The organism is Chitinophaga sp. (assembly GCF_036569185.1).
GTDB lineage: Bacteria > Bacteroidota > Bacteroidia > Chitinophagales > Chitinophagaceae > Chitinophaga.
Genome location: NZ_DATCRD010000310.1, coordinates 20,040 through 46,119, shown reverse-complemented (window position 1 = coordinate 46,119; position 26,080 = coordinate 20,040). Strand labels below are relative to the sequence as shown.

General features: G+C 48.2%; 18 protein-coding genes. 6 read left to right on the top strand and 12 right to left on the bottom strand.

What is annotated here, in order from left to right; genetic code table 11:
• On the bottom strand, nt 1-827 hold an 827-nt coding region (locus VIM72_RS24100; RefSeq protein WP_332005377.1), incomplete at its 3' end, for a TonB-dependent receptor.
• 425 nt (nt 828-1,252) lie between these two features.
• Between VIM72_RS24100 and VIM72_RS24095 the strand changes: the two genes are divergently transcribed.
• The gene (locus tag VIM72_RS24095; protein WP_332005376.1) at nt 1,253-2,455 is read left to right on the top strand and encodes a bifunctional 3,4-dihydroxy-2-butanone-4-phosphate synthase/GTP cyclohydrolase II; all 1,203 of its coding nucleotides are present in this window, start codon (nt 1,253-1,255) and stop codon (nt 2,453-2,455) included.
• A 111-nt stretch (nt 2,456-2,566) separates the two neighbouring features.
• Here the strand turns inward: VIM72_RS24095 and VIM72_RS24090 are convergent, their stop codons facing one another.
• Entirely contained in the window at nt 2,567-7,357 is a 4,791-nt protein-coding gene (locus tag VIM72_RS24090) for a translocation/assembly module TamB domain-containing protein (RefSeq protein WP_332005375.1), read from the bottom strand.
• Nucleotides 7,358-8,048: 691 nt separating this feature from the next.
• Here VIM72_RS24090 and VIM72_RS24085 point away from each other — a divergent pair.
• Genes VIM72_RS24085 through VIM72_RS24070 form a run of 4 tightly spaced genes read left to right on the top strand, consistent with a single transcriptional unit; the run spans nt 8,049 to nt 14,499 of the window.
• Nucleotides 8,049-11,204, top strand: a complete 3,156-nt coding sequence (locus VIM72_RS24085) for a SusC/RagA family TonB-linked outer membrane protein (protein WP_332005374.1) — start codon at nt 8,049-8,051, stop codon at nt 11,202-11,204.
• A gap of 19 nt (nt 11,205-11,223) precedes the next feature.
• Nucleotides 11,224-12,783: a RagB/SusD family nutrient uptake outer membrane protein gene (locus VIM72_RS24080; RefSeq protein WP_332005373.1), complete on the top strand. Its 1,560-nt coding sequence runs from the start codon at nt 11,224-11,226 to the stop codon at nt 12,781-12,783.
• Between the two features lie 25 nt (nt 12,784-12,808).
• Entirely contained in the window at nt 12,809-13,483 is a 675-nt protein-coding gene (locus VIM72_RS24075) for a fasciclin domain-containing protein (protein WP_332005372.1), read from the top strand.
• 26 nt (nt 13,484-13,509) lie between these two features.
• Nucleotides 13,510-14,499, top strand: coding sequence for a DUF5007 domain-containing protein (locus VIM72_RS24070; RefSeq protein ID WP_332005371.1), 990 nt, complete (start codon nt 13,510-13,512; stop codon nt 14,497-14,499).
• A 54-nt stretch (nt 14,500-14,553) separates the two neighbouring features.
• Here the strand turns inward: VIM72_RS24070 and VIM72_RS24065 are convergent, their stop codons facing one another.
• Genes VIM72_RS24065 through ggt form a run of 4 tightly spaced genes read right to left on the bottom strand, consistent with a single transcriptional unit; the run spans nt 14,554 to nt 18,290 of the window.
• Nucleotides 14,554-15,606 (bottom strand): hypothetical protein, encoded by a 1,053-nt coding sequence (locus tag VIM72_RS24065; protein WP_332005370.1) that lies wholly within the window; start codon nt 15,604-15,606, stop codon nt 14,554-14,556.
• A gap of 5 nt (nt 15,607-15,611) precedes the next feature.
• Complete coding sequence (locus VIM72_RS24060; protein ID WP_332005369.1) at nt 15,612-16,034, bottom strand: hypothetical protein; 423 nt, start codon at nt 16,032-16,034, stop codon at nt 15,612-15,614.
• 6 nt (nt 16,035-16,040) lie between these two features.
• Nucleotides 16,041-16,568, bottom strand: a complete 528-nt coding sequence (locus VIM72_RS24055; RefSeq protein ID WP_332005368.1) for a DUF1572 family protein — start codon at nt 16,566-16,568, stop codon at nt 16,041-16,043.
• A 15-nt stretch (nt 16,569-16,583) separates the two neighbouring features.
• Nucleotides 16,584-18,290 carry a gamma-glutamyltransferase gene (gene ggt / locus VIM72_RS24050; RefSeq protein WP_332005367.1) on the bottom strand — a complete coding sequence of 569 codons (1,707 nt, stop codon included), beginning with the start codon at nt 18,288-18,290 and terminating at the stop codon, nt 16,584-16,586.
• A 125-nt stretch (nt 18,291-18,415) separates the two neighbouring features.
• On the opposite strand from ggt, the gene VIM72_RS24045 reads away from it, so the two are divergent.
• Nucleotides 18,416-20,947: a M14 family metallopeptidase gene (locus tag VIM72_RS24045; RefSeq protein WP_332005366.1), complete on the top strand. Its 2,532-nt coding sequence runs from the start codon at nt 18,416-18,418 to the stop codon at nt 20,945-20,947.
• A gap of 83 nt (nt 20,948-21,030) precedes the next feature.
• On the opposite strand, the gene VIM72_RS24040 is transcribed toward VIM72_RS24045, so the two are convergent.
• The 6 genes from VIM72_RS24040 to VIM72_RS24015 form a co-directional block, all read right to left on the bottom strand.
• Nucleotides 21,031-21,639 (bottom strand): redoxin family protein, encoded by a 609-nt coding sequence (locus VIM72_RS24040; RefSeq protein WP_332005365.1) that lies wholly within the window; start codon nt 21,637-21,639, stop codon nt 21,031-21,033.
• A 153-nt stretch (nt 21,640-21,792) separates the two neighbouring features.
• Entirely contained in the window at nt 21,793-22,752 is a 960-nt protein-coding gene (locus VIM72_RS24035) for a YihY/virulence factor BrkB family protein (RefSeq protein ID WP_332005364.1), read from the bottom strand.
• A 14-nt stretch (nt 22,753-22,766) separates the two neighbouring features.
• Nucleotides 22,767-23,819, bottom strand: coding sequence for an endolytic transglycosylase MltG (gene mltG / locus VIM72_RS24030; RefSeq protein WP_332005363.1), 1,053 nt, complete (start codon nt 23,817-23,819; stop codon nt 22,767-22,769).
• Nucleotides 23,820-23,953: 134 nt separating this feature from the next.
• Nucleotides 23,954-24,313 (bottom strand): preprotein translocase subunit SecG, encoded by a 360-nt coding sequence (gene secG / locus VIM72_RS24025; protein ID WP_332005362.1) that lies wholly within the window; start codon nt 24,311-24,313, stop codon nt 23,954-23,956.
• Nucleotides 24,314-24,318: 5 nt separating this feature from the next.
• Nucleotides 24,319-25,518, bottom strand: coding sequence for a hypothetical protein (locus tag VIM72_RS24020; protein WP_332005361.1), 1,200 nt, complete (start codon nt 25,516-25,518; stop codon nt 24,319-24,321).
• 33 nt (nt 25,519-25,551) lie between these two features.
• Nucleotides 25,552-26,073, bottom strand: a complete 522-nt coding sequence (locus VIM72_RS24015) for an LptE family protein (RefSeq protein WP_332005360.1) — start codon at nt 26,071-26,073, stop codon at nt 25,552-25,554.
• Nucleotides 26,074-26,080: the final 7 nt, after the last annotated feature.

Genomic DNA, 26,080 nt, shown 5'->3' with positions numbered 1-26,080 from the left:
CCGATGATTTTGTTTTCGGTTTTAGGGAAGGTCAGTACGTTATCGTGGACCTTCGTACCATTAAAGCTCTGATCGCGGTAGAAGCCATAGATGGAACCATGGAATTCGTTGGTACCGCTTTTGGTTACAGCGTTGATTCCAGCACCGGTAAAGCCGGACTGTCTTACGTCGTATGGAGCGATGTTAACAGAAATCTGGTCGTAAGCATCCAGGGAAATCGGAGATGCACCACCACCAGGCATTGGATCGTTACTGAGGCCGAAGTTGTTATTAAGGTTCGCACCATCTACCTGGATATTGTTATAACGTCCGTCACGTCCGCCAAAATTATTTCCGTTCGCTTGAGGTGTAAGGCGGGTGAAGTCGGTGATGTTACGGGTTACAGTAGGGAGTGTGCTTAACTGACGGGTGTTGATGACAGTAGATGCCCCCGTTTTGTTTTGGCCCAGTCTTGCAGAGCGTTCACCAACGATGTTAACTGTTTGGAGGTTTTGTCCGGATGTCAGCTTTTCGTTGATAACATAAGCTTCACCCAGGCTAAGATTAATACCTTCCAATACTTTGGTTTGATAGCCGATATAGGAAATTTCAACTTTGTACGGGCCGCCAATACGCATACCCGGAATGGTATAGTTACCGTCGGCTCTTGTTACAGTACCATATACCGTTCCTGATGGCATATGCGTGGCTTTAACCGTGGCCCCGATCAAACCTTCATTCTTATCATCTTTGATACTTCCGGTGATGCTGGAAGTGGTTACCTGACCAAAGGTGATGAAGGCAACAAACATTAAAGAAAAGGTAAGGAGTAATTTTCTAAATCTCATAAGATCCAAAATTTGATTCATCCGGCAAAGTTGAACAATTTTCCTGTGAAAATTTTAACGTTGAATTAACAAATTGTTAAGTACACTGTGGATATCTCAATGGGCATATCAAAATTTAAATGGCATCTAGCTATATCAATATTAATAAAAGGATTATTCAAGAATTTCCCCAATAATTACGATTTCTCAAATATGAGATATTAATAATGAGAAATATCTACGCCCACAGTGAACTTTATCCGGTTTCAGGTGTATAAATGGCTATTAAATACTTATATATTGTTATATGTTAAAATTCTTGTGTATAATTAACATTCCCACAGCGGGTTTCCTATAGTATAGCACTTACCTCCGCCAGCAACTTTTCACATGTATAAGTTGTAACTTTGCGCAATTCAACATTACTGACCCGGAGGGAATATTATATGTTAGATACAATAGAAGCAGCAATAGAAGATATAAAAAACGGTAAACTGGTGATCGTGGTAGATGACGAGGACCGTGAAAATGAGGGTGATTTTATCACGGCAGCACGCAATGTAACACCCGAAATTATCAACTTTATGAGCACCCACGGCCGTGGGCTCATCTGCGCACCGCTGGTGGAAGAGCGCTGCGAAGAACTGGGACTGGACCTCATGGTACGCGATAACACCGCCCTGCACCAAACCCCTTTCACCGTTTCGGTAGACCTGCTCGGACATGGCTGCACCACCGGCATTTCTGCACACGACAGGGCCAAAACCGTTCAGGCGCTCATCGATCCCAATACCAAACCGGAACATCTGGGTAAACCAGGCCATATATTTCCGCTGAAAGCAAAATCCGGCGGCGTTCTACGCCGTTCAGGACACACGGAAGCCACTATAGACCTGGCCCGCCTCGCAGGGTTTGAACCTGCCGGCGTACTCGTGGAAATCATGAATGAAGACGGCTCCATGGCCCGCCTGCCGGAACTCCGCGAAATCGCTACCAAATTCGACCTTAAACTCATCTCCATAAAAGACCTGATCGCTTACCTCCTCAGCACAGAAACGCTGATAGAGGAAGGCGTGAAAGTACAAATGCCTACCAAATACGGCAACTTTGAACTGATCGCTTTTAAACAGATCAACTCCGGTGAAATCCATATGGCGTTGAAGAAAGGCGACTGGAAAAAAGATGAACCGGTACTGGTAAGGGTGCATTCCTCCTGCGTAACAGGAGATATCCTGCACTCGCTGCGTTGCGACTGTGGCGAACAACTGCACGCAGCCATGCAAATGGTAGAAAAAGAAGGAAAAGGCCTTATATTATATATGAACCAGGAAGGCAGAGGTATTGGCCTGATGAATAAACTGAAAGCCTATAAGCTGCAGGAAGAAGGCATGGACACCGTGGAAGCTAACCTGGAACTGGGCTTTAAAATGGATGAACGCGATTATGGAGTAGGGGCACAGATCCTGCGCCACCTCGGTATCTGCAAACTCCGCCTTATCACCAATAACCCACGCAAACGCGCCGGTTTACTTGGTTATGGCCTGGAAGTAGTGGAAAACGTACCCATCGAAATCCATCCCAACCCGCATAATGAGAATTACCTCAGAACCAAGCGCGACAAACTGGGGCATGAAATTCTTAAAGGATAAATGGGCGACCATCATTGGGAACGCGTAAAATAAGGAATGGTAACATTCCTGAAAACTAAACCACTCGGAGGAGTAACAACAGCAGTTGTTGCTCCTTTGTAGTTTAAGACATTATTCAGTGCCGGTAGTATCTGTTTTGGCACGTAGGGAATCCTGCTGCTCCTGTTTCAGCATCGCTGCCCGGCGAAGGGAATCCAGCAGCGGCGTGCGCCTGCGCCGCCTGTCGTTGAACAGCTCGTTGAAGCGGTTGTACTCCCTGATATAGGAAATACCCACACCTGATTTCGTACGGTTGTTAAGGTTATACACGTCGTAATCCGTTTTGCTGAAAGCGTTGATACGGAAACGGCCATCCGGCGTAAGGAGGTATTCAATGCGGAAATCGCCGGCAAACCGGTTGGTATTGGCGGAAGTAGCCGTTTTACCCCAGTCGTAATCGCCGCCGGCGTACAAACGGAAACGGTTGTTGAATAAGTTACTGGTAATACCTGCGCTTACCTGGTTACGGTCTACCGAGGAATTATCCTGCGGCCCGCCCACGTTATAGGCACGGTAATTTACATTCACCCCGATGCCGCTGCCTTTCAGCAGGGCGCCGGTAATATTGTTCAGGATGGCTTGCGCCTGTGCAGACAGCGCCTGTCCCACGCTGTTTTTACCGGTAATGCCCACATTCGCAGCAGCCGTTGTGGTGGCGTCATCCGGGAGGAACTGGTTGGAGAACAGCAGGCCCCACACCTGGAACAATGCCTTATTCTGGTCGTTGTTGATCTCTTTCAGGTGGGCAGCCACCCCGCTTTCATAGGCCAGGCTGCCTACTTCAGGCAATTCAATGGAGTAAGTGATGTCGGGTTTCAGCAGGGCCCCGCGAAGGTTGATGAGCACATCCACTTTTTCTGTGCGGGTAGCCAGCTTGTCGGTGCTGATATTGGTACCCTGGCCTACCAGGTTATACAAACTTACCTTTGGCAGCGAATACTTGGCCATAATATTTACCCTGGCCTCTGAAGGATCGCCGTTCCAGGTAATGGTACTGTTCTTTTCTATATCGAACTTCCAGCTGGTGAGGCGCTGGAAAGTGAAATTGTAGGAACCGTTATTGATCTCATAGTTACCGAACATGGTGAAGTCGCCTTCCGTATTCACAGTGATCTGCAGGTTACCAGTACCGTTGGCGGAAATGATATCGCCGGTGGTGGCGTCCAGGATCACATCGATCTGCGCATCAGGATTGGCGGCAATATCCAGCTTTACGGTCAGTTTGGTATTGTCTTTTTTCTTCTTCTTCTCAACGATCTCGGTACCGTAGGTTTTAAATGTGATATAGTCATATTTCCCGATATCCTTGCTGTCGGACATAGGAAGATAGAAGTGGGTGCCTTTGATCGGGCGCGCAAGAATATGCATCTGCATATCGTTCAGCGGGCCGGAGAAATATACTTTACCATCGGCCAGCACATCTCCGTAAAACAGGTCGTTGTCTGTAGCGCTGGTATTCAGGAACAGGAAGCCGCGGCCGGTAACATCAAAATCAAAATTGAGCTTATCGAAATGATCATGGCTGATATAGCCACTGGCGGTACCTTTCGTGTTGTATTTATCTACCAGCTGGAAGTTACCGAATTCAATCAGGTTATCGTCTACATTCACATTCAGCTTGGGAATGCGGTAATGGGTGCCCAGGTAATCTACCGTCACCCCTACGGTATCCAGTGTGAGCGCGCCTTTAACGGAAGGCAGCTGCGTGGTGCCACCTATATTTAAGGCGCCGGTTACCGTACCGGTAATATTGGATACATAGCCTGCAAGGTATTTATTCAGCAGGCTGATAGAGGCGCCGTTGAACTTAACACTGGCGTCGATACCGTTGTTGGAGGCCGACAACCCGATTTTACCCTGCGCCAGGAAAGCCATCCCCGCATTGTCCGACTGGATGTTAAACGTAGCATCACCGGTAAGATGATGATAGGTACCGTCTATATTCAACAGGCCGATGGAATCATTGTCTATACGCAGCTCCCGCGTTCTGAGCGCGGTATTGATGTCGAGGTTTGCGGTGGGATCTGCAATATTAATAGTACCGTCGGTAATTCCTTCCACCCGTGTAGTGATCAGCTGGGAGGGAATCACATCTGCCAGGTTCAGGTTTTTCAGGGTCACAATGAACTTTGATTCGTCAGGATTGTACTCATTGGTTTCCACCGTAATGCTTTGATCATTCCGGGTTACCCGCAGATTTTTTACGGTGAGAAAATGTTTGCTCCAGTATATTTCATTGCCGGGAGTAACATTCCATTGCCGCTCGTTCACAGTAAAAGCGCTGTTGAGGAAATTGATCTTCAGCCCATCGGCCACGGTAATGATCCGTGCATAGAAGCCATCGAGGGAGGAGGTATCTTCTGCGGCCAGGTCTACTTTTACAAAGGAGGTATCGTGCCCTGAACTGGCCAGTATCACCGGGTTTTCGAGGATCACGTTTTTACCTGACAGTACCTTGCCAATGCTTGTACTGATATTGACCTTATTGAAGTTGCCATCTCCCTTAATCTGCAGATCCTGTACATGATATCCCTGGTAACCGGCCTCCGGTACCTGGATGTTCAATGCCAGGTTGCCGCCGTTCATGGTATTGAGGGCGCCGGTTACGGTGGCATGGTCAAACCCGGAAAACTGTTTGGTAAAGCCGCTCAGCAGTTTATCCACTTCGCCAAAGTTAACAGCGTAGGTGAAATCCTGGTTGATAACGGTGTTTTGCGGCGCACTGAAGTAGCTGGGATAATATTTGTTCAGCAGCAGTTTAAAAGCGTCAGGCAATTGCAGGAAGCTGTATTGTCCTTTCACAAAGCCGCCGATCTCACTACCGGAAAATTCAAGCAGCTTCTGGTTACCGTCCATATGCGACGATACATACAGGGAATCAAATTCAAGGCGGCGGTTGTCTTTAAAGGCGGATACCTCGTACATCCTGGCGGTACCATTGAAGTTGTCGATATTACTACCCACAAAGTTCAGTTCCAGTTTGGCCTGTAAGGTCACGGAATCTTCCGTGATATGCAGGGCTTTCAGGTCGCTTTTGCGGATCTCTGAATTAAATTTGAATTCGGGGAGGGCGGCGTTAAAATCAATGGTCCCTGCAAAATCCATATCCAGGTTGGGATCGTTGGCCGTGAGGGAGCCGTTAAAGAACTTGCGGCTCATTTCCCCTTTAGTTTTAATATTCCGATAATCGTAGCCAAACAGGGATATTTCCTGGACATCTGCATCCACGGTGGCTTTCAGTGTTTTAAAGTTAAAGCCTGCGCCGTCTACCTTGGCATCCAGGGAGATGGTGGAAAGATTGGCATTGTTAAAGAGACTGCCGATATCAAAGTTCACGGTTTTCAGGCTCCCGGAGTAAACGGGAACATCGCGGCTGGTTTTAAAGTTCAGATCGGAGTTCACTTTACCGAGATTGGTCTGGAACTGGCCATAGGCCACAAAGTCGTTGATGAAACCGGTATAGCTTCCCTGGAAGCGGATATTTGAAAGGCGGTCGATGCGCACGGTATTCACAATGTCCTTCACCACGGGCATGATCTGCATTACATCATTACCGGTGGTGACCAGTTCTTCTGTATGAAAATCGATAAATGTTTCGAAGATGTCGGGCAGCCCGCGCATTTCCAGGCTTCCTTTCAAACGGGTGGTGGCGCCGGCGGTGAGGTCTATGTCCGATGCCTTCAGGTTACTCACTGGTCCCCTGGCTTTACCACTCAGGGTAATTTCTTTTTTCCAGGTGGAAAGGGGTGGTGCAAAAAAAGCAATATCGTCTGACGACAGCTTACAGTTTTTAAACCGGGCCTGCATGAACACATCATTGATATAATCGCTCATATCGCTGATATCGCTGTACTGCATGGTGTAATAGTCGCCGATATGACTGCGGTTGGTTTCCAGGTCGAGCTGTGAAAATTCCATTTCCACGGGCGACATTTTAAACCGGCTGGTCAGTTTCTTTACTTCAAAGCCGCTGCGTTCCTTTGTACGGAGGGTAAGATCCCCGATCACACTGTCTTTTACCAGGCTGGTATTGGTGAGGGAGAGATTGATCTCGTTGAACCGGATATGGTGCGGGGCAAAATAGCCGGGCTCTATTTTCGTGCTATCGTCAGGGTTATCCACACCGAAGATGCCGTTTTTTATATTGAGCTCTTTTACGATCAGTTTCCAGTTGGCATTGTTCCAGCGCAGTTGCTGCAGCTGCCCGGTATCCGGCACGGGATGATCCGGGGCTGGTTTCCGCCGGTGGCGCAGGGGAGAAGCGGCATAGCTGCTGATAATAAAGTTAGGCTCAGTAAGCGTAAGCTCCTGTATGTCGATGTTGTGCTTTTGGAGATCCAGGTTTTTGGCATCGAGATAAATGCGTTTGGCAGATGCCCGCATATCCTCACCCACCCAGGCGTCCACCTGGTTCAACCGGATATTTTTAAGATCAATTTTTTTCAGGTCCAGGGAAAGGCCGCCGGAAGATTTACTGCTGGTATCCGGTTTGGAGGAGCCAAACGCTTCTTCCAGGAAATGATAGTTCCATACAGAATCCTGGCGGGAGCGCAGCAGGTTCACTTCGGCATTTTCAAGCCCTATGAATTTGATAATGGGTTTCTCCTGGAAAAAGAACCAGTCGGTAATGCGCACCTGTAGCTTGCCTGCGTACAACAGGGTGTCTTTATGCTGGTCTTCAATCAATGCGCCTTCCAGTTGCATACTGTTGAACAGCCGGAAGCTCACGCGGTCTATTTCCACGCGTGTTTTGAGCTGCTGCGACAAACGGCTGGTCACTTCATGCACCAGGAAATTCTGCACCACGGGGATGTTGACCAGTATTCCGATCAGGATGACAAGGCCTAACAAACACAGTAACACGACAGATAATATTTTCCGTACTTTTTTCAGGCGGCAAAGTTTATCCGGCAAAAATAATTAATAGTTGGCAGTCAATGCCATTTAGCCGATAAATAAGATAGATTTCCGGTGTAACCGGTAAAGGGCGCAGCTAAACGATTTCGTATATAGGTGCCAGTGAGTATATGCTATGGGGGTGCTGTTAAAAGCTAAGCACAAACCTGGAAAACAGGCCCGGTAGTTTATCATAAAATTGTCGGACCTGTTTTATTTTAATGGTGTTATTTTATTATTTAATAATGTTATTTTATCATAAATAGATGAGTAAATAAAATAATGTTTTTTCATTGAAGATAATTATCAATTACTTAGATAATAATAAACCCGTTTTCTGCGGGGTAAAAACTACCGTCATGCTAATGTCACTAATCACTGCCGCCCTATTAGGAAAACTTTAACATTTCTAAATTTCCTCCCAGAACAATGAAGTACGAGTGAGCAATCAAAAAGAGTGTAGCATTTCAGTGAACAAACATTTTTAGCAACCGGATTTATTCAACCAAACTTAAAAGAATAGCAACAGCCAGCAACAATTGTAATTCACCCGTTCGGGTAACACAGCAACAACGATTATTTCACCAGTGAACAAATTACCGTAAACATTCAGTCGACCAGTCTGATAATTCCAGAATAATTCAATAAACCAGAATCTATGCACAAAAAGTTGCTACTACTAGTGCTAATGGGATTCCTATGCCTGCAGGCATGGGCCCAGGAGCGAAAAATTTCAGGTACCGTTACAGATGATAAAGGTGGGCCCTTACCCGGCGTATCTGTAAAAGAAGTAGGTACCAATAATGGTGTAGCCACCAGTCCCAGTGGCGAGTTTACGCTTACCCTGAAAGGTAATTCCAACAAACTTTCCATTTCATTTATAGGATTTGAAACGCAAACGGTGGTGTTGTCGGGGAAAGCATCCTACACTGTTGCCCTGAAGCCGGATGCCAAAAGCCTGAAAGATGTGGTGGTGATCGGGTACCAGGAGGTACGGCGCAAAACCGTAACGGCAGCGGTTTCCAGCGTAAAAGGAAAGGACATTGAAAACCTGCCTTCCCCCAGCTTCGACCAGCTGCTCCAGGGCCGTGCCGCCGGTTTGAACGTACAGAATTTTACAGGTGAGCCGGGCGTAAGAGGCTCTTTCGTGGTGAGGGGAAATACCTCCATCAGCCGCAATGCCAGCGCCGCCCGTACTTTGAGCTCCCCGCTGTTTGTGATAGACGATATCCCCGTGTCATTGGATGATGCCGCGGCATTTGATAATACGGGTACCAACTATATCGCCGGTCTGAACCCCAACGATATTGAATCTATCGATATCCTGAAAGACGCCTCCGCTGCAGCTATTTATGGCTCCCGCGGTGCGAATGGCGTAGTGATCGTAAAAACCAAACGCGGTAAACAGGGCAAGCCACAGGTGAACTTTTCCACCTATGCAGGGCTTACGCAGCAACCAAAGTTTGAAACGGTATACGGCGGTGCGGAAGAAAGATGGTTCAAAATGGACTACCTGCAAAAGTATCTTTCAGACCAGCAGAAAGTGAATGGTATTCCCATGATGCTGACCGACAGTCTCAATCCCGCTTTCAGCGGGGCGGTGGACTGGCAGGATCTCTTCTACCAGAACGGTATCATCCAGAACTACGACCTGTCTGTTTCCGGTGCATCAGAAACTACCAACTACCGTATCAGCGGTAACTATTACAATGAGGACGGAACGATCCGTGGTACCGGCTTTAAACGCTATACCGTTTCCGCTGCCATGGGCGTGAAATTGTCGCCACGTTTGAATGTGTCTTCCCTGTTCCGTTTGAGCCGGGGCGACAGATCCCGCGGCCGTGGCGTGTTCCCGGGCGAGAACGTGATCCCGTTAATAAATGGCCAGTATCTTTCCTCTCTCTTTAATATCTCTGAAACCGACCGCAAAAACTTCACTGGCGACCTGGAGTCCGGCCGTGATAAAAATATCAATGATGATATCACTGCCAGTCTTACCGTGAACTACGACATTTCCAAAAATCTGCGCTTTTCCTCTATCGGCTCTGTTCAGTCCAGCATCAATACCCGCGATATTTTCAGGCCGGGAGAACTGAACACCGCGGGGTTATCTTATGCGCAAAGCGGAAAATCGCGTTATGAAAACCTGAACCTCGATAACACCCTGAGTTATTCAACGGATGTGGTAAATAAAGATCATCATTTGAATGTGCTGCTGGGTAACACCATCAATAATATCCGAAATGAGTTTACCGGTATTGGCAGCGGCGCGTTGAGCAATGATAATGTGAAAGTGGTGCAGGGCTATAACCTCAGCTATATGATGTACAGGGATGTATATGGCAACCTCGTTTCCGGGTCTGATTACCAGTCGTCCGGTATGTTATCTTTTTTCTCCCGTGTGAATTATAACTATAAAGAGAAATACCTCCTGTCGTTTGCCTATCGTGCAGACGCCTCTTCCCGCTTCGGCCGTAACAGCCGCTGGGGCTACTTCCCCTCCTTATCTGCCGGCTGGAACATTTCAGACGAACCATTTATGGCACCTTTCAAAAGCTGGGTGGAATACTTCAAGATCCGCGGTAGCTATGGGGTAACAGGAAGCTTACCAAAACAATATTACCTCCAGTATAATAACTACAGCATCAACCAGGGGACCTATGGCGGATCAACCGGCGGTACCTACAACGGTGTGAATGCCGTAACGCCCAACTTCTCCGATGGGGTGGCGCAGGACGGTCTTACCTGGGAACAGGCCATTCAATCCAATATAGGCGTGGATGCGAGCTTCTTTGGCGGGAGACTGAACGTTACTGCCGACGCGTTTAACAGGGGAACATCCAAACTGTTGTTTGATCTCCTGCTGCCGTCTACTTCCGGGTATGATAAGGTGAATACCAATGCGGTGGATGTACGTAACACCGGTGTGGAATTTACCGTGCAGGGCCGGATTACGCCGCCTACCAGCAAGTTCCAGTGGAATTCTACCCTGATCTTATCTTTCATCAAAAACCAGATCGTTAAATTACCCAATGGTAACCGCGACCTGATAGTACCGGATAACAATACCGGTATGACATATGTGCTTACCAAAGGCCGCGCTATCAACGAGTTTTACCTGATTAAGAACAAGGGCGTTTACGCCAGTGAAAAAGATATTCCGTTTAACCCCTACACCGGTGAAAAGCTTACCTACTGGGGCGGTAACCATACCGTGCAGGCAGGCGACTTTATCTGGGAAGACCAGAACGGCGATTATGATGTGTGGGACTGGAACGATAAAGTGCGCGCCGGTAATCCTAACCCGGCCTGCACCGGCGGCTTTACCAACGCCTTTTCTTACGGCCCCTGGAGCCTGCAGGTGTACATGACGTTTACCCTTAAACGTGATATCTATAACAAGTACATGTCCGACAGGCTGATAGGCTTAACCAACAGCTATGCAACTATTGCTGCAGTAGATCCTTCTTCTATCGACAGCTGGCATAAAGAAGGAGATCAGAGCAAGTATGCGGAAGTGATCCCTTACAGTGAACATTATTACTACCAGTTCCTGCCTTTTTCTTCCGCCTTTGTGGAAGATGGTTCCTACCTGCGTATCAAATACCTGAATCTTGCTTACCAGTTCAGTCCTAAGTTCCTGGAGCGTACTAAGCTCAGCAAGCTCCAGATCTATGGCGTGGTAGATAATGTGAAGATGTTCCAGCGGTCAAGCGTTCCTGATGCCGAAGCAGTAGACGAAAAAGGTACTTACACCGGTGGCGGTTATCCTATACCACGTAAGTTCACCCTTGGTGTAAATGTTGGTTTTTAATTTTTAAAAAGAAGAAGATATGAACTGTCTGAAAAATATATTCACGGTAATAGCTGCAGGACTGCTGTTGTCGCCGTTTGTTTCCTGTAAGAAGCTGCTGGACCAGGAGCCGATCAATTCTCCCTATAATTCTGTTTTCTGGAAAAACCAGCGGGATGCGGAGCAAGGCGTGGCAGGCGGTTATGCATTACTACGCAGGGCGCTGACTACCAATACGGCCTGGGATCAGAGTATGTCGCACTTTGCGTATGGCTCGTTACCTGCCTACGAATTCTCTGATTATAACGTGTACGATGTAAGATTCCTGGTAAAAGGTGGAGATGGTATGAATACGGCGGATTTTCTCGGTTCTTACCTGGAATCGTACCACGACTGGTCGCCTTACTATAAAGTGATCACCCAGGCGAATATTATGCTGCATAATATTCCCAACATCCCGGATGCACAATTCACGGATCAGCCCACCCGCACCCGTAACCGCTATATTGGAGAAGCTTATTTCCTGCGCGCTTTCAGCTATTTCTACATGGTGCGTATCTGGGGCGATGTGCCATTGGTGACCAAATATGATCCCAACCCGGTAGGGGCAGAGAATATTCCGAGAACCAATGAAAAGGCCATCCTCGATACCTGTATTGCTGATCTTAAAAAGGCCATCAGCCTGTTGCCCTGGGAATACAAGAGCGGAACAGAAAGGGCGGTAAGAGCCAACAGGGGCGCCGCTTTTGGTTTACTGGCGCATGCTTATATGTGGAGGAACTTCCTGAATAAAGGACAGGTGATATCTGATGTGACCAATGCCATTGCTGCTGTTGATTCAGTAGAGAACAGCGGTCAGTACCAGTTACTGCCAGCAGAGATGTACCCGAAGATCTTCCACGGAAAATCAATGGAAGGGATATTTGAAATCAACATGCAGGTAGCTGATGGCGAGCAACAGGTGCAGAAAGGATTTTATTACAGTATCCTGAAAACCCCTTTTATCACCAATAAGGACAGTAAAATAGATGCACCGAATATTGACCTGATCAATTTGCTGTATGATGAAGATGGTACTGATCTGCGCCGCCGCTATTACTTTACCAACCTCGATGCGGCCGGCCAGTATGATGTACTGATCTGTAAATTTGCAGGCCCCAACCGGGAGAATATCAACTACCGCAACCCGGGCAACTTCACCGATGCTTCGGTAGATGCCAATATCATCCTGATGCGGTATGCCGACCTGCTGCTGCTGCGTGCAGAAGCGTATGCCGACCAGGGAAATGTAGGCGCTGCCTTACAGGACATCAACCGTGTGAGAGCCCGCTCACAGGCCAGTCCCATTTTGCCGGAAGATGTTACCGATATTAAAGTGGAAGCATTCCTGGAACGCTCCCGCGAATTATATGCAGAAGGCCAGCGCTGGTACGACCTGGTGCGCACACGCATGCTGATGAACGGCGATGTGAATGCAGCGGCAGGTTTCCCGCAGGACCGCTTTGATGCCGGTGGCTGGAAATGGCCGGTAGGACGCGTGCTGTTCCTCAACAACAGCGTGCTCAAACAAAATGATTACTGGCTCGGTAAAGTGAAATAGCATCCTGAATCTAAAATGAACTGACATGAACAAACTGAAAATATTTACTGCAAAGGCTGGCTGGGGTATCTTACTGGTGGCCCTCTTATTTACCGCCTGTAAAAAGGACGATTATTTCCTGGGCGGTAGTCCTACCAATGATCATACAGATCTTACTACTTACGATTATCTCAAAACAAATTCAAACTTTGATACGCTGATCCTGCTGATCGATAAAGCGGGGCTCAAAGAAACTATCAACAGCGATGTCACTTTTGTAGCGCCTACGGATTACTCGATCAAACAGTTCCTGGGTGTGAGGACCACACAGCTGCAAAAGGAATTGAATGATGAAAACGTTAAGTACACCATCGACAGCCTGAAGGCGCCCGAGCTGCGCGATTCCCTGCTGGCCTATGTTTTTAACGGGAAAATTGTACGCGCTGATCTTTCACTGGAATCGCAGGTATATAAAAATAAAGTGAACGAAGATTTCGCATTCAAGCTGATCAAAGCAGGTGGTTATGATGATATTTTTTCTGCCGGTGTGAAATATATGGCATTGACTAAAGTGATCAACGGCCTGGACCCTGATCCCCGCCCGGATGATTATCCTGAAGAAGACAGGGACATCCAGTATACCTTGCAAACTACCGGTATCATTACAAAAACAGGGGTATTGCATGTATTGCAAAACAACCATGTATTCTACTGGAAATAGTCATCATCATCATTAAACTGAAAAGTATGTTGCATCAATATAAAGGAAAAAAATGGCTTACCTCCGCTGTGCTGCTGGGGCTGCTGATAGCGGGATGTAAAAAGATAGAAGAAGGCTTCCTCAGTGATGGCCTGTATGTACCAGACACCCCGATTAAAGTACAACGTGGTAATGCGTTCCAGAAAACAAGCGCCATCCTTGCAGATGGCACTACCCAGCCCATGACGGTGAAGCTGCTGGATATCAGGAGGGCGGATAATAAAAAACATGCAGATGAATTTTATAAAGAATACCCTGTTTACGTATATACGGCAGCGGTAGATCCTGCAAAGGACACTACCATTGAGCTGGTGAATAAAAAACGGGAGCTGAAAAAATTGCAGCCTTATGTATTCCTGTCCAGCGGCCAGTTTGTGTTCAATGGCGCTACGGATAGTTTACCGCTGGATGTTACCTATGAATATGATGTGGAGGTATCCAATGTGGCCGGTTCAAAAGTATATAAGAACATTGGTACCCTCACTACTGTTGATCCGCCACTGGTTACTGAAACCACCGCCAACTGTAACTTCTTCCCGAATGATGGTTCTCCTACCGTACCAATGGGCGCGCCGGTAATGACAGTGACCAGGGTGAATGAAAGCGGCGCTTCCGTTATCCTGAAAATAACAGATAAGGATGGTAAGCCATTCAACCCGAAGAAAGGCGAGATCATTAAGCGTGGCGACCGTCCCATTTTTGAGAACTATGCCAGGTTTCACCCGATTGAGTATACAGATACTGCTATGATCTGTAATTTTGAGATCGCGCCGTTCCCGCTGAGCCGTTATTCCAGCGGCGGTACCAACTGGAACTACCTGATGTATTACCGTATTCCTTCTGCTTATGTATCGGTAGATAAAAATGTGTCGGCCAAAGAGGGCAGCGTGAACCCGTTGTTTGCCTTCCGGCTGATGAAAGCAGGGACCTATGTGGTGGAGCTGAGGATGCCTAAAACAGTGAAGGTAACCCCTTAAATGGTAAGTATAGCGAGAGCAAAACGGGAGGGTAACTTCCCGTTTTTTTATTGCCTATACTTTTGTGATCCCAAACTCCTGCAGGAACTGGTGCAGCGTGGCTATATCTTCCTGCAGGTGCAGTGCAGAAACTACGGCCCTGTTAATTACCGGGCTATGTGGCTGTGGATAGGCGAAGCTGGAAATAATAACATCCCTCTCCTGCAGGTAGTGCACCAGCGCATCGCCGGGAGGCAGGATGAACATGGGCAGGCCATGCGGGTTATGCACCCTGGTATTGGCGGAAAGATGAAGGAAGTAAGCGATGTTTTGTTGCAGTGACCTGCGCATCTTTGCAGCCAGGTCTCCCGAATGCAGCCAGGCATGGGCATGCGCCGGCATCATGGGGGTACTGCCGGAAAAGACAGGCAGCTTTTTCACGGCGGCGATATCTGCTGCACGACCTGCCACCACTCCGCCGGCAATGCTGTATGCCTTTGCCAGTGAGGCGGAGAGCAGGTATCTTACATACGGGGTTTCCGGTAAGAAGTGAATGGCGCCCTGTCCGTCGGGGCCCAGTATGCCAATGCCGTGGGAGTCATCTGCCAGTACCAGCACCTTGCGTTGCAGCTCCTGCAGCCAGTGAAAGGGATGGATAGCGCCGGTAAGCGGGTTCACGGTATCGGTGATGATCACAAAATGATGATCCGGGTGTGCATTCACTTTTTCAATGGTCCGGGTAATCCACTCTTCCCGGCTCATGTCCGGCAGCACCGGTTGCTGGTACCACAACGAAGGATGCGCGTCCGGTGCATACAATGGCTGCCGGTTGCTGACGGCATATTGCACAGCGGCCTGGGATGCCAGGTAGCCGGAAGAAAGAACGGCCGCCGATTGCTGTTTTAGATATGTGCAAAGAGCATGTTCTGTTTCTTCGTATATAGATAAACGTAAGTTGCCGGACCTGGAAGAAGGAAACAGGGTGCCATATTGCTCAATGCCTTCTGCCAGCAGGCGCTTAAAGGCCGGCAGCTGATGCAGCCCGAGATAGGCAAACCCTGAAAAGAAAAGACAGCTGCGTCCTTCCTGTGTAACCGTTCTTCCGGGTGTATGATCCGTATACAACATAGCCGTTATTCTTTCTTCGTGCACAAAATAAACTGGAAGTCGGTAGAAGTTACCTGCATGTCGAAATAATCATCCGTAAGCCTGGTAACTGTAACGAGGTTTTCCACCTTGCGGTCGCCGTTTTTTGCCGTAACGGAGATCATGGCGCCGTTGCTGAGAATGAAGTATTTACCGGTGTCGGACCTGCCGGCAATGGTAGCCACAAATACGTTATTATCCAGGAACTGGTAATAAGCATCCCGGTAATAACCTTTTTTCAGGTCCTGTGCCTGTATATACTGTGTGTTGCTGATGGGCGATTCCGGCGGAATTTTCACATCATATACCCGCCACTTTTTATTCATCAGCAGTTCATTGTTCTTTTTCCCCTGGCAGGCGGCGAACAGGAGGAATACCGTAATAACGGCAAATAGGTGACGTATTTTCATGAATGTTCAGTTCCCTGTTTTGGCTTTATTGAAAGCTGCTGATCCGCCTTTGGGGATGGACAGGCTTTCCCATTTATCTTTCAGGATCATTTTCCCGATATATACGATCTGGCCCACGTGATAGGGCACATGCGCCAGCTGCCGGTTAATCGCGTCTATCACAATATGAGGCTCGTTGCGGATAAATACCGTCCTGTCGAGATCCGTGTCCTGTAGCCCGCGGAGGGCGTTAAGCATGCAATCCCAGCCCTCGTTCCACAATTGTACAATCTGTTCATAACTGTAGTTGTCTTCCTCGAATTCCTGGTCGCGGTTACGGCCCGGTTTTTCTCCGTCTGTGGTGAGGAAATCGGTCCAGCGCGACAACATATTCCCATTCAGGTGTTTAATGATCATGGTAATGCTGTTGGGTTCACCTTCCGGTTGCCAGTTGAGCTGGTCTTTGTTCAGTCGCTGTATGGTTTTAAAGCCAAGCTCCCGGTGGATTTCAAAACGTTTTAGCACGCTTTGCAAGTAGATGGATTGAATAGACATATCAGTATTTTTAGATTAATATCCTGCAGCGCTGTCGTCCCCGCGCGTATCACCGGATGCCTCCAGGTAGCGGCTTTCAGGCGCTCTTTTAATAATTTCTGTACGACCTATGGGGCCGCGCTTTACCACCTTGTAGCCCATTCCTTCCAGAACCTGGATGGTGCTGTCGGGGAACCCGTTTTCCACGGCAATTTCATCGGGCAGCCACTGGTGATGGAACTTGGGTTTGTTGATGGCTTCTGATGGCGTAAGCCCAAATTCCAGTGTATTCATTAACGTTTGGAACACGGAGGTAATGATGGTAGAGCCACCAGGTGTGCCCAGGGAATACAGCACCTCATTTTTTTGCAGCACCAGGGTAGGCGTCATGGAACTGAGCATGCGTTTGGCGGGAGCAATGGCATTGGCTTCGGCGCCTACCAGTCCGTACATATTGGGCACGCCAGGTTTTACGCTGAAGTCGTCCATTTCATTGTTCAGCAGGAAGCCTGCTTTACCTACTACTGTTCTGCTACCGAAGTGGCCATTGAGTGTGGTGGTTACTGCTACGGCATTGCCATCGGCATCAATGATGCTGAGATGGGTGGTTTCTTCGCTTTCAGGCAGCACCCCTGCTTTGGTTTGTTCGCTGGAACCGGCCTTGCCTGGCGTAAAGTCCTGCATACGGGCAGCGAGATATTTTTTATCTGTGAGCCGGGAGAAAGGTACTTTCACAAAATCGGGGTCGCCGAGGAACTGGGCGCGGTCGGCATAGGCGCGTCTTTCTGCTTCCACCATCAGCTGAACGGCTTGTGGCGACTGGAAGCCCCACTGCGAGATGGGATAGTTTTCCACCATGCCCATGAGCTGTTGCAGGCAAATGCCACCGCTGGAGGGCAGGGGCATGGTTACAATCGTATAGCCTTTATAGTTAAATGCCACAGCAGTTCTTTCCTTTGCTTTGTAATTTTTCAGATCCTGCAGGGTCATGATGCCGTTGCCACGTTTCATTTCTGCTACGATGCTGGCAGCGGTTTCTCCCTGGTAAAATCCTGCGGCTCCTTTATTTCGTATAAGCGTGAGGGTATGAGCCAGTTCTTTCTGCACCAGGGTATCACCGGCATTCCAGGGTTGTTCCCTTACAAAAGCGGTTTTAGTGGTGTTCAGTCTTTCAAAATCTGCCCTGGCGCTGTTAAGCCCTGCGGCTTCTGAGGCGGTGATCACAAATCCTTTCTCTGCCAGGCGGATGGCGGGATCTATCAGTTTGGAAAAAGGCAGTTTCGCATATTTCATGGCGGCGAATAAACCGGCCACGGTGCCGGGCACACCTGCGGCGAGGTGCCCGTCAAGGCTTAGCTGGGTGATGGGATTACCGAGTGAGTCCAGGTACATATCCCTGTGCGCTTTTGCCGGCGCGGTTTCCCGGTAGTCGATAGCAATATTGCGCCCGTTTTTCAGATGCCCTACCAGGAACCCGCCGCCACCAATATTACCGGCGCCGGGATATACCACTGCCAGCGCCAGCTGGGTGGCAATGGCAGCATCTACGGCATTGCCGCCCTGTTGCAGTACAATGGCGCCTACGCGGCTCGCCAGCGGATGTGCAGATACCACTGCCCCGTGCAATACCTTAATATCTTTCTCAATACTGTAGTCGTAAGGATGTAGTTCATCTGTTGTTTGCTGGGCACAGGCGGTGTGTAATGTGCATACCGTCATCCCCAGCATGATAAGGAAACGCATGGGTGTCTGTTTGCATCGAAATTAACGATATGCGCTGAATTATGGGAAATTTAATAATTTAAGCAGGCGAATAATTATCACCGGAAAACAATTCCTAACTTACAGTATCCAATTGCAGGCTTTATATGCGCAGACTTTTATTAATGGCTTTCGTTATGCTGGGCGCTCTTTTTGCAACCGCCCAGGTGCCAACGCCAGACCAGTTTCTCGGTTATCCCCTGGGAACCCAGTTTACGCCACATTACAGGGTGGTAGAATATTTTAAGCAGGTGGCAGCTACCGCAAAGAATGTAAAGCTGGAGCAATATGGCACTACCTATGAAGGCAGGCCGTTGCTGATGGCTATTGTAGCTTCTCCGGAAAACGCAGGCAGGCTGGAGGAGATCCGGCAACACAGCCTCGATATGTCTAATGCAAAAGGCAACAGCGCTGCCAACCAACCGGTAATTGTATGGCTAAGCTATAATGTACATGGCAACGAGGCGGTTTCTACGGAAGCCTCCATGAAAGCGCTGTATGAACTGGTGAATAACGGAAATGCACAAACGCAGCAATGGCTGAAGAATACCGTGGTGATCATTGACCCCTGTCTTAATCCCGATGGCCGTGAAAGATATGTGAACTTTTATAACAATACCCGCAGCGTTACGCCTAATGTAAACCGCTGGTCGAGGGAGCATAATGAGCCCTGGCCGGGTGGAAGGGCCAATCATTATTATTTTGACCTGAACCGCGACTGGGCCTGGCAAACACAAAAGGAATCGCAGCAGCGGCTGGCTAAATACAACCAATGGATGCCGCAGCTGCATGTGGATTTCCATGAGCAGGAAATAGAGGCGCCTTATTATTTTGCGCCTGCGGCAGAACCTTTTCACGACGCCATCACTCCCTGGCAGCGGCAGTTGCAGGTGCTCATCGGGAAAAATAATGCAAAGTATTTTGACGAACAGGGCTGGCTGTATTTTACCAAGGAACGTTTTGATCTTTTCTATCCCAGTTATGGCGATACTTATCCTATGTATAACGGCGCCATTGGTATGACCTATGAGCAGGGCGGGAGCGGAAGGGCCGGCGTAGCGGTGCTGAAAAGGGATGGCGATACGCTTACACTGACAGACCGCATCGCGCATCATTTTGCCACCAGCATGTCTACCGTTGAAGTGGCGTCGCAACAGGCGGCAAAGATCCTCAGCGAGTATGCACAGTATTTTGAAGCCGCACAAAAAACGCCGCAGGGCGGATATAAATCGTACGTGGTGAAAGCCGGCGGCAATACAGAAAAGCTTAACACCCTGGCAGAGCTGCTGCGTAAAAACAATATTACTGTTGGCTTCGGCGCCGGTACCGGCAGTGCCAGCGGTTTCAATTATTTTACAGGCAAAACGGAAACGTTTACCATCGATAAGGAAGACCTGGTGATCAACGCTTATCAGCCGCATTCCAACATGTTGCGCGTACTGTTTGAACCGGTGTCCCGCCTAACGGATTCAGTTACTTACGATATCACTGCATGGGCCCTGCCTTATGCATACGGGTTAACTTCCTATGCGGTAAAACAGCCGTTAACGCCTGCAGCAGATGCACCGGTAACGCGTAATAACACGCCTTTATCTGCGCAGAAACCATATGCCTATCTCGCTAAATGGAACAGCTTACGCGATGTGAAATTCCTGTCGTCGCTGCTGCAAAACGATATTAAAGTGAGATTTACGGAAACGCCTTTCACCGCCGGTGGTAAGGATTACCCGGCAGGAACACTTGTGATTACCCGTTCGGGAAATACGGCAAAAGGTGATCAGTTTGACCGCTTTATCACCATGCAGGCCAATCATTTCAAGATTTCACTGGAGGCTGTCGCCACCGGTTTTGTAGACAAAGGAATGGACTTTGGCTCCGATAAGATCCGCTTTATCCGTAAGCCGGAAGTTACGCTGCTGGCCGGAAGAGGCATCTCCTCCCTGGGCATGGGAGAGATCTGGCATTTCTTTGAACAACAGCTGGATTTTCCTATAACGGTAGTGGATGAACGAAATGTGGATGATATCAACTGGGACCAGACAGATGTATTGATCTTAGCCGACGGAGACTATAAAATATTTGAAGATAAAGCTGCTACTGACAAATTGAAAGACTGGGTAAATAACGGTGGAAAGCTGATTGCACTGGAATCGGCGGCAGTGCAGGTGGCTGGGGCCGACTGGGGCATAAAGCTGAAGAAAGAGGAAGAAAAAGATAAAGATGCAAAAGAAAAAGCTGCTGCAGCGCACCCGTATGATGCCCTGAAACCATATGCCAACAGGGAACGTGAAAGCATCAAACAATTTATTCCCGGCGCTATTTATAAAGTGCAGCTGGATACCACGCATCCGCTGGCATTTGGCTATCCCGCGTTTTATTATACGCTGAAGCAGGATGCCCATTTATATGAGTTTATTGAGAATGGGGGCTGGAATGTAGGCGTGTTAAAGAAAGACAGCTATCTCGCGGGCTTTGTAGGTGCATCTACGCGGCAACAGTTGAAAGACGGTTTGTTGTTTGGTGTGAAGGAAATAGGCAGCGGGTCCGTCATCATCCTGGCAGATAATCCTTTGTTCAGAAGTTTCTGGGAAAACGGCAAACTGTTGTTCAGTAATGCAGTTTTCCTGGTAGGCCAGTAATATGTTGTTGATTTTTCAGGGAGATGGTATACGGCAGTATCTCATCTCCCTGAAAAAAAGAAACAGGAAATCACCGGTAAATTTTAAAGATTCCTTTTTATGTTGCAGCCCATACTATGGGAAGTGTTTACACTGACAGGTTTGCCGGCCAGCATCTCATTGATGGCGTTCTGCAATAAATGAGTTTTCACCGCATCTGCATTACCGGGACTGTCATCAATTCCTCCCTTATAAGCGAGCCGGCTGCTTTTATCGAACAGGAAGCATTCAGGGGTGTGGTTAGCGTCGAAAGCGTTGGCCAGTAAAGCATTCCTGTCTACCACATAATACCATTTGAATTGCTGCGCGGCTGCGTACTGTTTCATGGCGGCAAGGGATTCATTATCGCTGCGCGCGGCTTCATTGGAGTTGATCATAATTACACCGATGCTGTTTTTTGACGCATACTGGCAGATATTGCGCAGCCGTTCCTGGTTGCGCAGCATATAAGGACATTGATTACTTCCAAAGATCACCAGTAGCCCGTTACTCCTTTTTGCAGCGCCTAAGGAGATCTCTTTCCCGGAAATATCTGTACAGGTTATTTCTGATTTTGGTAAGGGAGATCCTGGTTCCAGGGGTACTTCCCGGGTTGGCTGAAAGGAGGAAAATAAAATGGTACAGCAGGATAAATAAAAGGTGGCCTTAATCATAGCGTATGGTTTTCAGGTCCTGACTAAATATAGTAAAATGCACAGTATATTTTCTGTCTTTTTTGAAGACAAATAATCATTTAAGATATAATAAATAATAGTAAGATAAAAATATTTATCAGGTAAGGGGGAGAAGGGGGCTGATAATGTAGATTATGCAGAAAGGGATTGTTTTTTTTCTTCCTGTTTTGCATCGCTGATGCTCCTGATACTGGCATTCAGCTCAAACCCAACAAGGAGGATAAAGGAGTTAAAGAAGATCCAGAGCATGAGTACCAGGATGGTGCCGATAGACCCATAAATTTTGTTGTAGTTGCCGAAATTATTGACAAACCAGGAGAACCCTATCGTAACGAGGATCATGAATATGGTAGCCACGGCTGCGCCGGCGGTAATAAATTTCCAGCGTTTGGTAGTGGCAGCGCCAATGCGGTACAGCACTGCGTTAACGGAATAGAAAAGCATAATGATGAGCACCCAGCGGGCAATGTCGATCACGTTTCTCAGCAAGGTACTGTGGATGCCGATGAGGTTGAACAGCCAGCGGAGCGTGGCGCCCTGGGCAATGATAAGGGCAACAGTAATGAGCAGCAGCAGTACCAGGATGGCAGTGAGTTGCAGGGCAATGAGCCTGTTTTGCCACCATTTTCTTTTCCTGAACCCGGCGCCCTGTATTTTCCCAAAGGAACGGAGTATGCCCATTACCCCGTTGGAGGAATAGAAATATCCCATCAGGAATGCGATAGAGAGCAGCCCGTTGCGGTGTGTGTAGAGGAAGTCGTGGATCATTCCCCGCACAATCATGTAGGTATTATAGTTGGGGGTAAGATCCTCGGCAAGGTCATAGAGGGTAGGCTCTATGTTTTGTACAGGAATGTAAGGCACCAGCGTAAACAGGAAGATAAAAAACGGTGGAATGGCCAGGAGGAAGTTAAAGGAGATAGCCCTTGCCCGGTCGCCAAGCCCGCGGCTTTTCGTTTCCTGGCCGAAATGTTTTAGTACGTCGTATAAAGGGATGCCTTCAAACCCGGGAAGGATCAGGGTTTTAGTCCTTTCCACCAACCGGCGGTAGGGTTTTGAACGAAAGATGATGTTTTCGGGTTTGAAGGCCAAATTTGTTGTTTTATTTAGAAACCTCTTTTATTCAGTTCTGCCTGGTATTTTTTTGCGTTTACCAGGTGCTCGGCATAGGTGGCTGCAAAAGCATGGTAGCCGGAGAAATCGGCCCTGGCACAAAAATAAAGGTAATCTGTTTCCGGGGTATTCAATACGGCATTTAAAGTTTTTTCCGAGGGCGTGCAAATCGGTCCGGGAGGAAGCCCGGCATAACGGTAAGTGTTATACGGAGAATCGAAGAGGGTATGATTTTCACGGATCCTTTTCAGGCCGAAATCCTGCAGGGCAAATTTCACGGTAGGATCTGCCTGCAGGCGCATGCCTTTGCGGTAGCGGTTGAGATACACGCTGGCAATGATAGGCTTTTCGTCGTTTTTATTGGTTTCTTCTTCCACGATGGAGCCAAGTACGGTGACCTCGTTCATAGAAAGGCCCAGTTTGGCTGCTTTATCTTTCCTTTCCGGGGTCCAGAATTCTTCCCTTTCCTTTTCCAGTTTTTTGAACACGGCTTCAGCGCCGGTGTTCCAGTAAAACTCAAAAGTATTTGGTATAATGGCGCACATCACGGTGTTGGTATCCAGTCCAAACTGGCGGAGGTATACCGGGTCGTTCATGAGGGAGCGCATTACATTGGAATCTGCTTCCAGGTTGTTGGAGATTTTGCGGACAAAATCATTTTTGGTACGCAGCTTATTGATCACCAGTACCACTGGTGATTGTTTCCCCGAACGGAGCATACGGGCAATATCGAAGTTGCTCATACCGCGGGTAATTTTATAGCGGCCTGCTTTTACGCGGTTGGGATAGTCCAGTTGTTCCGCCACCCAGTTAAAGCTGCTGCGGTTGCGGATAATCCCTTGTTCTTCCAGTCCGTCGAGCACGGCGGAGTAGGTGCTGTTGGTACGTACATAAAAGTATTTGCTGTCGCCGAAGGCTTTGGTGTTAGGCCCGAATACGCGGTAAGAGGTGTATACCAGGGCGCCTGCCGCCAGGCAGCCGGCAATGACCAGTATCCGTCTTATCCATACTGATTTAGCGCTGGATTGTTTGCTTTTCTTCGCCATAGATAGAGTTGGAAGTTACAAGGGGGCAACATCGGCGATCAGCCAGGCTTTTCAATGTACTCCGCCGGTTGCCATTAAAAAAAACCTCGCTTTTAACGGCGAGGTTTCAAATATTATTATTCTGATAATGTTAATTACTTGCCGGGAGCAGGCGCTGGTGCCGGAGCAGGAGTGCCTGGTAACGGAGTAGATGGCGCCTGTGGTGTAATTGGCTGGCCGGCGGATGCTCTTTCAACCGCACTTGGCGCTACCTGTTGTACTTTGCTGCCTTTACCAATAAAGAAAGGAGAGGTCAGGCATAATACGGCAATAATTACCGCCAGTATCCAGGTACCTTTTTCCAACACGTCAGTTGTCTGACGCACCCCAATCACCTGATTGCCAACACCACCGAGGTTGCCGGAGAGCCCGCCACCTTTGGGGTTCTGGATCAGCACGAAGAAGCCGAGCAACACACAGGCTAATATGATCAGGATACCGAAAATTATCAACATAGAAATTACTGTTTATTTTTATCTGTTTTTGACTTTAGGTCTAATATCTTTTGCGCAAAATAAGCGTTTTTGTCGGGATTAAGCAAACTTAATTTTTGATATATCTTAATCGCATTGCCATACTGCTGCTGCCGTACCCAGATCTCTGCCAGGGTTTCGGAAACGATATCATTGTTGAAAACAATGGAGTCCATGGCCATTTTTTCCACTGTTTCGGAAACTTCCGGTTCTTCATCTTCATCATAAATCCGGTGTAATTGCTGATGATACCAATCCTTATTGGTTTTGCCGGCGAAGTTGTCTTTCATTTGCCGTAACCAGGAGGTAAAGCTTTTCATTTCTGCCACGCCTTGCTCATTTAAATCATCTGCTTCTTCAGGGTTTTTAAGCCTTTTGTAAGCAAAATAATCATCTGTGTATAAAGGTTGAAATACCAGTTCTGTTTCTTCTGTTGCCGTTGCCAGCGGGAATATTTTGATGGGGCCGGCGGCATCTGATTCCTCCCCGTCGGTGGCTTTGATCTCCTGTTCACTATCCTGCCCGTTGGCAGGGGAAGGCATTGCCACCGGTGGCGGCGGTGTTTCTACGGTATGCTCTTCATCTCCCGGTTCAAAATCAGCCACCGCAATGGGGGCTGCCGTTTCCGGCGCTGGGGTATGATCTGCGGAGGGAGTGTGAACGGTTTCTGTTGCTGCTGTCAATGCTGTATTTTCTTCTTCCGTAGCTGTTGTTTCAAATTCCGGTGTAAAGGTACCTGTTTCCGGGGCTGCAGGAACGGATGCCGGTGATAATGTTTCTTCTTCGTGGATTATAGCCGGTTCACCACTTGCTGGTGGAAGTACTTCTTCCTCCGGTTCAGGGGATATGGCTGGTTCTTCCGCAGACTGCGGTACAGCTGTTGCCGTATCTTCCTGTGGCAGGGTATCTTCCGGGATAACGGCGGCTACACGGTTTTCCACTTCCTGCAACACCTGTTCCTGTATGATCAGCTGATAGGCATAATGATGCTGGTCTGAATACAGCAGCGCTTTTTTAACAGCGGGATGATGAAGGTTGCCGGTTTGCTGGTAAATTTTTCTCGCCAGCAGGAGGCGGGCTGCGGAAAAATACGGATGATCCGCTACCAGTTGCTCCATGGCCGCTTCGTTTACCAACTGAAGGGAGGGTTGCTGAAACACATGTGCTATAATCCTGTTTGCCGTCATAGGTTGCTAATGTAATAAATTAATGATTACACACTACCAGTTTGCAAAAGCCCTGTTGAAGATATCATCCGTGATACCCGGAATGATATTCTCGTCCAGCAGGCGGTTTTCCACGCTGCTGGGCAATTGTGTAGCGGGGAACTCTGCGGAGCGGGAAAAGGATTGGGTAAAGCCTTTTTTATCGCCTATGCGTTTGATAAAAGTAACATTTACGGTAACATTCAGCCTGGAGGTAGCTGCCTGGTCAACATTGGTCACAGCCGCATTGGAAAAGGAGTAGCCGGTAATAGTTGCCTTGAATTCATAGTCGGCGCGTGGCTCCGTTTCATTCACCTGTGTCAGGCGGGTTTGAGAAGTGATCTTGTCGCGCAGCTTCATGGTCAGCTTCTGGCTCAGGGTCGGGTTATTGATGGGCGCCCTGTTTTCAATAAAGCGTACGTTCACTGTAGTAGCCCCCTGGTCAATACTGGCGCCGGTGGTAGAGTATTTTACGCTGCAACCTGCCAGTATTGCCATTATGCTGATGGCTATAAATGCTTTGATATTGCTGATCATTGTGGTG

What these genes read in the sequence shown, in the direction of transcription:
- VIM72_RS24095 (WP_332005376.1), top strand. Translation starts at nt 1,253, where the DNA reads ATGTTAGATACAATAGAAGCAGCAATAGAAGATATAAAAAACGGTAAA.
- VIM72_RS24085 (WP_332005374.1), top strand. Translation starts at nt 8,049, where the DNA reads ATGCACAAAAAGTTGCTACTACTAGTGCTAATGGGATTCCTATGCCTG.
- VIM72_RS24080 (WP_332005373.1), top strand. Translation starts at nt 11,224, where the DNA reads ATGAACTGTCTGAAAAATATATTCACGGTAATAGCTGCAGGACTGCTG.
- VIM72_RS24075 (WP_332005372.1), top strand. Translation starts at nt 12,809, where the DNA reads ATGAACAAACTGAAAATATTTACTGCAAAGGCTGGCTGGGGTATCTTA.
- VIM72_RS24070 (WP_332005371.1), top strand. Translation starts at nt 13,510, where the DNA reads ATGTTGCATCAATATAAAGGAAAAAAATGGCTTACCTCCGCTGTGCTG.
- VIM72_RS24065 (WP_332005370.1), bottom strand. Translation starts at nt 15,606, where the DNA reads ATGTTGTATACGGATCATACACCCGGAAGAACGGTTACACAGGAAGGA.
- VIM72_RS24060 (WP_332005369.1), bottom strand. Translation starts at nt 16,034, where the DNA reads ATGAAAATACGTCACCTATTTGCCGTTATTACGGTATTCCTCCTGTTC.
- VIM72_RS24055 (WP_332005368.1), bottom strand. Translation starts at nt 16,568, where the DNA reads ATGTCTATTCAATCCATCTACTTGCAAAGCGTGCTAAAACGTTTTGAA.
- ggt (WP_332005367.1), bottom strand. Translation starts at nt 18,290, where the DNA reads ATGCGTTTCCTTATCATGCTGGGGATGACGGTATGCACATTACACACC.
- VIM72_RS24045 (WP_332005366.1), top strand. Translation starts at nt 18,416, where the DNA reads ATGCGCAGACTTTTATTAATGGCTTTCGTTATGCTGGGCGCTCTTTTT.
- VIM72_RS24040 (WP_332005365.1), bottom strand. Translation starts at nt 21,639, where the DNA reads ATGATTAAGGCCACCTTTTATTTATCCTGCTGTACCATTTTATTTTCC.
- mltG (WP_332005363.1), bottom strand. Translation starts at nt 23,819, where the DNA reads ATGGCGAAGAAAAGCAAACAATCCAGCGCTAAATCAGTATGGATAAGA.
- secG (WP_332005362.1), bottom strand. Translation starts at nt 24,313, where the DNA reads ATGTTGATAATTTTCGGTATCCTGATCATATTAGCCTGTGTGTTGCTC.
- VIM72_RS24020 (WP_332005361.1), bottom strand. Translation starts at nt 25,518, where the DNA reads ATGACGGCAAACAGGATTATAGCACATGTGTTTCAGCAACCCTCCCTT.
- VIM72_RS24015 (WP_332005360.1), bottom strand. Translation starts at nt 26,073, where the DNA reads ATGATCAGCAATATCAAAGCATTTATAGCCATCAGCATAATGGCAATA.